General features: G+C 78.0%; 7 protein-coding genes. 4 read left to right on the top strand and 3 right to left on the bottom strand.

Going from position 1 to position 7,377, the window contains the following annotated elements:
• From ABEB16_RS02410 to ABEB16_RS02400, 3 genes are all read left to right on the top strand, one after another.
• Positions 1-1,509 (top strand): MFS transporter (locus tag ABEB16_RS02410; RefSeq protein WP_345710678.1); only part of this gene is annotated, 1,509 nt, incomplete at its 5' end.
• Positions 1,510-1,612: 103 nt separating this feature from the next.
• Positions 1,613-2,416: a TSUP family transporter gene (locus tag ABEB16_RS02405; protein WP_345710677.1), complete on the top strand. Its 804-nt coding sequence runs from the start codon at positions 1,613-1,615 to the stop codon at positions 2,414-2,416.
• 76 nt (positions 2,417-2,492) lie between these two features.
• Positions 2,493-3,365: an LLM class flavin-dependent oxidoreductase gene (locus ABEB16_RS02400; RefSeq protein ID WP_345710676.1), complete on the top strand. Its 873-nt coding sequence runs from the start codon at positions 2,493-2,495 to the stop codon at positions 3,363-3,365.
• An 8-nt stretch (positions 3,366-3,373) separates the two neighbouring features.
• On the opposite strand, the gene ABEB16_RS02395 is transcribed toward ABEB16_RS02400, so the two are convergent.
• A complete protein-coding gene (locus ABEB16_RS02395) occupies positions 3,374-3,913 on the bottom strand; it encodes a hypothetical protein (RefSeq protein ID WP_345710675.1) in 540 nt (179 codons plus the stop codon).
• A gap of 235 nt (positions 3,914-4,148) precedes the next feature.
• A complete protein-coding gene (locus ABEB16_RS02390; RefSeq protein ID WP_345710674.1) occupies positions 4,149-5,411 on the bottom strand; it encodes an arginine deiminase in 1,263 nt (420 codons plus the stop codon).
• Positions 5,412-5,600: 189 nt separating this feature from the next.
• Between ABEB16_RS02390 and ABEB16_RS02385 the strand changes: the two genes are divergently transcribed.
• Positions 5,601-6,185, top strand: a complete 585-nt coding sequence (locus ABEB16_RS02385) for a carbonic anhydrase (protein ID WP_345710673.1) — start codon at positions 5,601-5,603, stop codon at positions 6,183-6,185.
• A 32-nt stretch (positions 6,186-6,217) separates the two neighbouring features.
• Here the strand turns inward: ABEB16_RS02385 and ABEB16_RS02380 are convergent.
• The coding region (locus tag ABEB16_RS02380; protein ID WP_486335970.1) for an MptA/MptB family glycosyltransferase at positions 6,218-7,377 on the bottom strand (1,160 nt) is incomplete at its 5' end.

The raw sequence follows: 7,377 nt of genomic DNA, 5'->3' as shown, positions 1-7,377 counted from the left end.
GCACCGGCGAGCCCCCTCACCGTCACCACCCGCTCCGGCTGGTCGCACCGGACCTGGCTGCTGCTCGTCGTGCTGTGCGGGGCGCTGTTCCTCGACGGCCTCGACGTCTCGATGGTCGGCGTCGCCCTGCCCTCCCTCGGCGCCGACCTCGGCATGGGCCCCGCCGCCCTGCAGTGGGTCGTCAGCGGCTACGTCCTCGGCTACGGCGGCCTCCTGCTGCTCGGCGGGCGCACCGCGGACCTGCTGGGGCGCCGGCCCGTCTTCCTCACCGCCGTCGCCGTCTTCGGCGTGGCCTCGGTGGCCAGCGCGTTCCTCAGCGACCCCACCGCGCTCGTCGCGCTGCGCTTCGCCAAGGGCGTCGCCGCCGCGTTCACCGTCCCCGCCGGGCTGTCCATCATCACCACCACGTTCGCCGAGGGCCCCGCGCGCGACCGCGCCCTGAGCATCTACACCGTCTGCGGCGCCAGCGGTTTCTCCCTCGGCCTGGTCTTCGGCGGATTCCTCACCGAGCTCGGCTGGCGCGCCACGTTCCTGCTGCCCGGGCCGGTCGCCCTGCTGCTCGTCGCCGCGGGCGCCGTCATCGTGCCCCGCACCGCCCGGCAGGCGCCGTCCCCGCGCCAGCTCGACCTGCTCGGCGCGAGCACCGTCACCGGCTCCCTGCTGCTGCTCGTCTACGCGGTCGTGCAGGCGCCCGAGCGCGGCTGGGGATCGGCCGCCACCTGGGGCCTGCTCGCCGCCAGCGCCGCGCTGGCCGCGCTGTTCGTCGTCGTCGAGCGCCGCCACCCCCGGCCCCTGGTGCGGCTGGGCATCCTGCGCTCAGCCGCCCTCGTGCACGCCAACGTCACCGGCGCCGTCATGTTCGGCGGCTACGTCGCCTTCCAGTTCGTCCTCACCCTCTACCTGCAGAACTCCCTCGGCTGGTCGCCGCTGACGACGGCGCTGGCCCTGCTGCCCGCCGGGCTCCTCGTCGTCGCCAGCTCCACCCGCATCGACCGCGTCCTGGCCCGGTACGGCACGCTGCGGCCCATCGCGGTGGGCATGACCGCCTTCACCACCGCCTACGCCCTCTTCCTGCGCGCCGAACCGGGCATGGCCTACGCGGAGTTCCTGCTGCCCACCGTGGTGCTGCTCGGGGTGGGTTTCGCCCTCTGCTTCCCCGCGGTGAACTCCCAGGCCACCGCCGGTGTCGCCGACGCCGAGCAGGGCCTTGCCTCCGGCCTGGTGAACACCAGCATCCAGGTCGGCGGGGCGGTCACGCTGGCCGCGGTCAGCGCCGTCACCGGCAGCGCGGGGGCACCCGTGCCGGGGGCGCTGCTACCGGGCACCGGCACCGCCGTCGCGATCGTCACCGGCCTCAGCGCGGTGGGCCTGCTCGCCGCCGTGGTGCTGCTGGCGCGGGCCAGGGCGGCGCGACCGGCGGCCGCGCCGGTGGGCCTGCCGGCGCAGGTGGCCCCGGTGGTGCCGGGGGCACCGGTGGTGCCCGGGCCCGCGGAGGTGGCCGGCCGCTGAGGGCGGCAGCCCCGGGAACCGCCGGCGCCGCGGTGCGCCCCGTCCGGCAGGCTGGCCTCCCGGGGCGATCCCGCCCCGGGACCCGCGCAGGAGGAACCAGCCGATGCTCCGGACCGCCGAGGCCGCCACGACCCTGGCGTCGCTGGGCCTGACCACGGTGGCGCTGCTCGTGCTGGCGGCGTTCCTCGCCGGCTGGGTGGACGCCGTCGTCGGCGGCGGCGGCCTCGTGCAGCTGCCGGCCCTGCTGCTCGTGCCGGGGATGGACCCGGTGCAGGCGCTGGCCACCAACAAGCTCGCCGGGGCCATGGGCACCGGCACGAGCGCCGCCACGTACTACCGCCGCGTGCACCCGAGCCTGCGCACCGCGCTGCCCACCGCGGCGGTCGCGGCCCTCGGTGCGGCCGGTGGCGCCCTGTGCGCCGCGGCGGTGCCCGCCGGGGTCCTCACCCCCGTCATCCTCGTCGCGCTGGTCCTCGTCGCCGCCTACACCCTGCTCAAGCCCGACCTGGGTTCGGTCACCGCGCTGCGCTTCAGCGGCCACCGGCACACCGTCGTGGCCGCCCTGACCGGCGGGGTCATCGGCTTCTACGACGGCATCGCCGGGCCGGGCACCGGCGCGTTCCTCGTCTTCGCCCTCGTGGGGCTGCTCGGCTACGCGTTCCTGGCGGCCAGCGCCACCGCGAAGATCGTCAACCTGGCCACGAACCTCGGGGCGCTCGCCGTGTTCACCGCGCACGGCTCGGTGCTGTGGGGGCTGGGCCTCGTCATGGGCTCGGCGAACCTGCTCGGCGGCTGGCTCGGGGCGCGCACCGCGGTCTCCGCGGGCAGCCGGTTCGTGCGCACGGTGTTCCTGCTCGTCGTCGCGGTCCTCGTCGTGCGGCTCGGCCGGCAGGTCCTGCACGGCTGAGCGCCGCTCTGCCAGGGTTGGCCGACGACGCGGGCTGCGCCGATGCCGACGGCTACGACGACGACGGGGGACGACGATGACGGTCCTGGGCGCGGTGTTCCTGCCGCAGCTGCCACCGGAGCGGCTGCGGGCCGTGGCCACCGCGGCGGACGCCGCCGGCCTGCAGGAGCTGTGGCTGTGGGAGGACTGCTTCGAGCAGGGCGCCCTCGCCGGCGCCGCCGCGGCCCTGGCGTGGACCGAGCGGCTGCACGTCGGCATCGGGGTGATGCCCGCCCCGCTGCGCAACACCGCCCTGCTCGCGATGGAGCTCGCGACCCTGCACCGGATGTTCCCCGGCCGCGTCCACGCCGGCGTCGGCCACGGCGTGCAGGAGTGGATGGGGCAGGTCGGGGCCCGGGTGGGGTCCCCGCTGACCCTGCTGCGCGAGCACGTGCAGGCGCTGCGGGCGCTGCTGCGCGGGGAGGAGGTCAGCACCGACGGGCGCTACGTGCGGCTGGACCGGGTGAAGCTGGCGTGGCCGCCGCAGGCGCCGGTCGCCGTGCACGCCGCCGGGCAGGGACCCCGCACCCTGCGGCTGTGCGGCGAGGTCGCCGACGGCACCGTCCTCGTCGCCGACCTCGGCCCCGCGGACGTCGCCCGCAGCCGCGCCCTCGTCGAGGAGGGGCGGGCCGCGGCGGGCACCGGCGCACCGCACCGGGTGACCGCCTACCTGCTGGCCGCCACCGGCCCGGGCGCCGAGGAGCGGCTGGCCGCCTCCCGCCGCGACTGGGGCATCGACCCCGCCTCCGGTGCCGGGGTGGCGGGGGACGCGCACGCGGTGGCCGACGCGGTGGCGCGCTGGGCCGCCGCGGGCGCCGACGCGGTCGTGCTGCAGCCCACCGCCGACGAGCCCGACCCGGAGGGCTTCGTGCGCTTCGCCGCCGAGGAGGTCCGCCCCCTGCTGGGGTGAGGCCCGCGTCAGCGGCCGGTGCGGCGGGTCTGGTCGGCGGCGAGGATGTCCTGCGCGACGTACGTCCGGGGCCCGGGCTGCTGCGGAGCGGCGGGCTGCTGCGGTGCGCCCCACTGCTGGGCGGGGAACTGCTGCGGCGCACCCCACTGCTGCGGTGCGCCCCACTGCTGCGGCGCACCCCACTGCTGGGCGGGGAACGGCTGAGCGGGGAGCGGCTGCGGCGCGTCGGAACCGAAGGCGTCGCCCGCGCCACCGAGCCGGAAGAGCGCGTAGATGACGACGATCGTGCCCGGCACGTAGCCGTAGCCCGTCAGCAGGACGAGGACGCCGACCGCGGTCGTCAGCCCGGCCACGACGAGGCCGGCGACCCAGCCGGCGCGCGTTCCGGAGCGGACCCAGAACCCCGCGGCCAGCACCACCAGCCCGAGCAGGACCTCCACAGCCACGAGCGGGGAGCCGTAGCGCGCGTCGGCCAGGCCGAAGAGGACGAGCAGCACGGCGGCGAAGAAGAAGTCGGTGCTGAACCCACGGGCGGTGCGGTTGCGCATGGCTGTCTCCTGGCGGTGGTGGGCCCCCGGGACCGGCGTCCGGCTGAGCCCCCGGGGTGCGGGGCCGAGCGGGAGGGCCCGCAGCCACTGTGCACCGGCTGTGACCGCGCATCCCGGTCGTCGTGGGGGCACCACCCGGACGGGCGCGCACCACCACCCGCGCGCACCAGCCCGCGGGCTGCACCCCACCCCCCGGGCGCGGTGCCGGTCCAGGCCTCCCCGGGTGAGGTCCCGCTCAGGCGTCCCGGGCCACCGGGCACGTCATGCAGTGCCCGCCACCGCGGCCCTTCCCGACCTCGAACCCCTCGATCTCGACGACCTCGACGCCGGCGGCCCGCAGCGCGGCGTTGGTGCGGGTGTTGCGCTGGTAGGCCACCACCACCCCCGGCTCGACGCACACGACGTTGTTCGCGTCGTGCCACTGCTCCCGCTCGGCCTGGGCCGCGTCCCCGCCCGTCGGCACGACGCGCAGGTCCCGCCGGGCCAGGCCCAGCGCCCCGGCCACGGCACCCAGCAGGTCCTGCTCCGCCACGACGCGCAGGCGCCCGCCGTCCAGCCGCAGGTCGAACGCGCGCGCCTGCGCCACGACGGGCAGGTAGGCGGTGACCGCGTCGCGGTCCAGGAACGTCAGGACGGTGTCCAGGTGCATGAAGGCCCGCTCGCTGCGCAGCGCCACCGCCAGGACCCGCTCGGCGGCGCCCTCGGACAGCAGCCGCAGCGCGAGCCGCTCCACCATCTGCGGTGTGGAGCGCTCGCCCATGCCGAGCAGCACGCTGCCGCCACCGACGGGCATGACGTCACCGCCCTCGACCGACGCCCCGCCGAACTCCTCCGGGTCGAACTCCCCGCCGGCGTCGCGGCGGGGGTACCAGAACCGGAACCCCGCGTCCCGGAAGCGCGGGTGGAAGCGGTAGACGGCGGCGACGTTGACGACCTCCGGGACCCGCGCCGGCGACGACATCGTGCTGAGGCACACCCCCTCGCCGACCCACGCGGAGGAGTCGCGGGTGAACAGGTGGTTCGGCAGCGGCGGCAGCACGAAACCCCCACCCCCGGCGGTGGCGGCCGTCAGCGACGCACCGGGGGCGGCGTCGGGGCCGCCGCGCCCCGCGAGCTCCGCCCACGTCAGGCCGCCGACGAGGTGGGTGGCCAGGTCCCGGGCGCCGAGCCCGTCGAGGGCGGCGCGCACCGCCTCCACGGCGACCGGCCCCACGCCCTGCGGGGTGACGGCCCGCTGCAGCACCCACTCGCGCGCCCGCGGGTCCTCCAGGGCCTGCGCCAGCAGGTCGGCCAGGTGGAGGACCTCCACGCCGCGGGCGCGCAGCTCCGCGACGAACTGGTCGTGCTCCTCCTGGGCGCGGTCCACCCACAGCACGTCGTCGAAGAGCAGCCGCTCCCGGTTGCCCGGGGTGAGCCGCTCCAGGCCGAGGTCCGGGCGGTGCACGACCACCGTGCGCAACCTGCCGACCTCCGAGTGCACACCGAGCGCCTGCACCACCGGCCGCCTCCTCGCCCGGCCGGGCGGCCGCGTGCGCGGCATCCTGCCGCCGGGGCGCTCACCCCGCCCGCCGGGAGTCCCGGTGCGGGCACCCGGTACGGGCACCCGGCGCGGGCACCGGCGCGGCCCGCAGTAGGTTCGCCCCCGGCAACGGCAGGACGCAGCAGCAGGACGGGGCAGGAGGCGGGCATGGCGGCGCTCGACGCGGCGGCGGCACTGGAGGAACTGCAGCGGGGCAACGCCCGCTTCGCGGCGGGCGCGGTGGAGCACCCCGCCCAGGGCGTCGACCGGCGCGCGCAGCTCGCGGGCGGGCAGCAGCCCTTCGCGGCGGTCCTGTCCTGCGCGGACTCCCGGGTGCCCCCCGAGCTGGTGTTCGACCGCGGCCTCGGCGAGCTGTTCGTCGTGCGCACCGCCGGGCAGGTGCTCTCCCCGCCCGTCCTCGGCAGCCTGCAGTACGGCGTGGCGCACCTGGGGGTGCCGCTGCTCGTCGTCCTCGGCCACAGCGCCTGCGGTGCCGTGCAGGCCACCTGCGACGCCGTGGCCGCGGGCGCCGGCCCCTCGGGCACCGCGATCGACTCCCTCGTCGACGCGATCCGCCCGGCCGCGGAGCGGGCCGCGGCCGCCGGGCTCGACGCCGCGGTCCGGGCCAACGTGGAGGACGTCGTCGCCGACCTCGGCGGCGACGAGCTGCTCGCCGCCGCCGCGGCCGCCGGGCGGCTGCGCATCGTCGGGGCGGTCTACGACCTCGCCACCGGCGAGGTCACCTTCCGCTGAGCCGCTGAGCCGCTGGGCGGCCGCCGCCCCGGTCAGCCGGCGGGGCGGCGGCCGCGCTGCACCAGGGCCCCCACCACCAGCAGCGCCACCGCGCACCACGCCACCCACGGCCCCACCTGGGTGCGGTAGCCCAGCGTCAGCTGCTCCACCGCCGGGCTCATGCCGTCCACCAGCCCCGGCACGTACGCCAGCGCCAGCAGACCGGCCCGCGCCACCACCACCCGGTCCAGCCACGAGGGCGCCAGCAGCGCCAGCGGGCCCCACAGCAGCGCGTCGTACCAGGGCAGCACGTACGGCCCCGCCAGCAGGTAGCCGAGCGCCACCGCGGCGGTCGCCGGGGCCGCCACGGCCAGCACCGGGCCCCCCGCCCCCAGCGCCGGCACCCCCCGCGGGCCCGCCCCCCGCAGACCCAGCAGCGCCGGCCGCCACGCCAGCACCAGCAGCCCCGCCAGCGCCAGGGTCCCCACCAGCAGCAGGTCCCGCGGGTAGCCGGCCTCCACCAGCGGGCGCCACGGCGTCGCCAGCGACACGTACCGCCCCGCCGCGCGCGCCTGGTCGTAGACGTGCGCACCCGCCCACACGTGCGCCGGCACCAGCACCACCAGCGCCCCGAGCGCACCGCGCACCACCGCGCCACCACCCAGCGCACCGCGCCACCACGCCCACAGCAGGCCCGCGGCCACCGCCCCGTAGGGCAGCTTCAGGCCCACCGCCACCGCCAGCAGCAGCCCCGCCACCCCCGGGCGGCGCCCCGCCAGCAGCAGGCACCCCACCGCCGCGGCGCCCGCCACCACGTCCAGGTGCGCCCCCGCGACACCCACCCCCAGCAGCAGCGGGTTGAGCGTCCACAGCACCCCCGCCCGCGCCCGCGCCAGCGGCCGGGAGCGCAGCGCCACGTGCAGCCCCGCCGCCGCCGCCAGCCAGGAGGCCGCCACGACCAGCTGCCAGCACCACACCGTGCGCGCCACCGACGCCCCACCCAGGCGCGAGCAGAGCTCCAGCACCGCCGACGCCACCGGCCCGTACACCGACACGGTGTCCTCCCACGGCGCGCGCACCGCCGAGACCACCGGGTCCACCCCGCCGCCGGGCGGGCGGAAGTCCACCGGGGCCACCGCGTACGGGTCACCGCCCAGCGCCGCGATCCGCCCGTAGGCGGCGTAGCTCAGGTGGTCGCCCGAGCCCAGCGGCG

Origin of the sequence: Kineococcus glutinatus, from assembly GCF_039542765.1 — a bacterium.
Taxonomy (GTDB): domain Bacteria; phylum Actinomycetota; class Actinomycetes; order Actinomycetales; family Kineococcaceae; genus Kineococcus_A; species Kineococcus_A glutinatus.
This window is presented reverse-complemented; position numbering and strand designations above follow the sequence as displayed.

Excerpts from the sequence above, each read along its gene's own strand:
- ABEB16_RS02405 (WP_345710677.1), top strand. The coding sequence starts at position 1,613 with ATGCTCCGGACCGCCGAGGCCGCCACGACCCTGGCGTCGCTGGGCCTG.
- ABEB16_RS02400 (WP_345710676.1), top strand. The coding sequence starts at position 2,493 with ATGACGGTCCTGGGCGCGGTGTTCCTGCCGCAGCTGCCACCGGAGCGG.
- ABEB16_RS02395 (WP_345710675.1), bottom strand. The coding sequence starts at position 3,913 with ATGCGCAACCGCACCGCCCGTGGGTTCAGCACCGACTTCTTCTTCGCC.
- ABEB16_RS02385 (WP_345710673.1), top strand. The coding sequence starts at position 5,601 with ATGGCGGCGCTCGACGCGGCGGCGGCACTGGAGGAACTGCAGCGGGGC.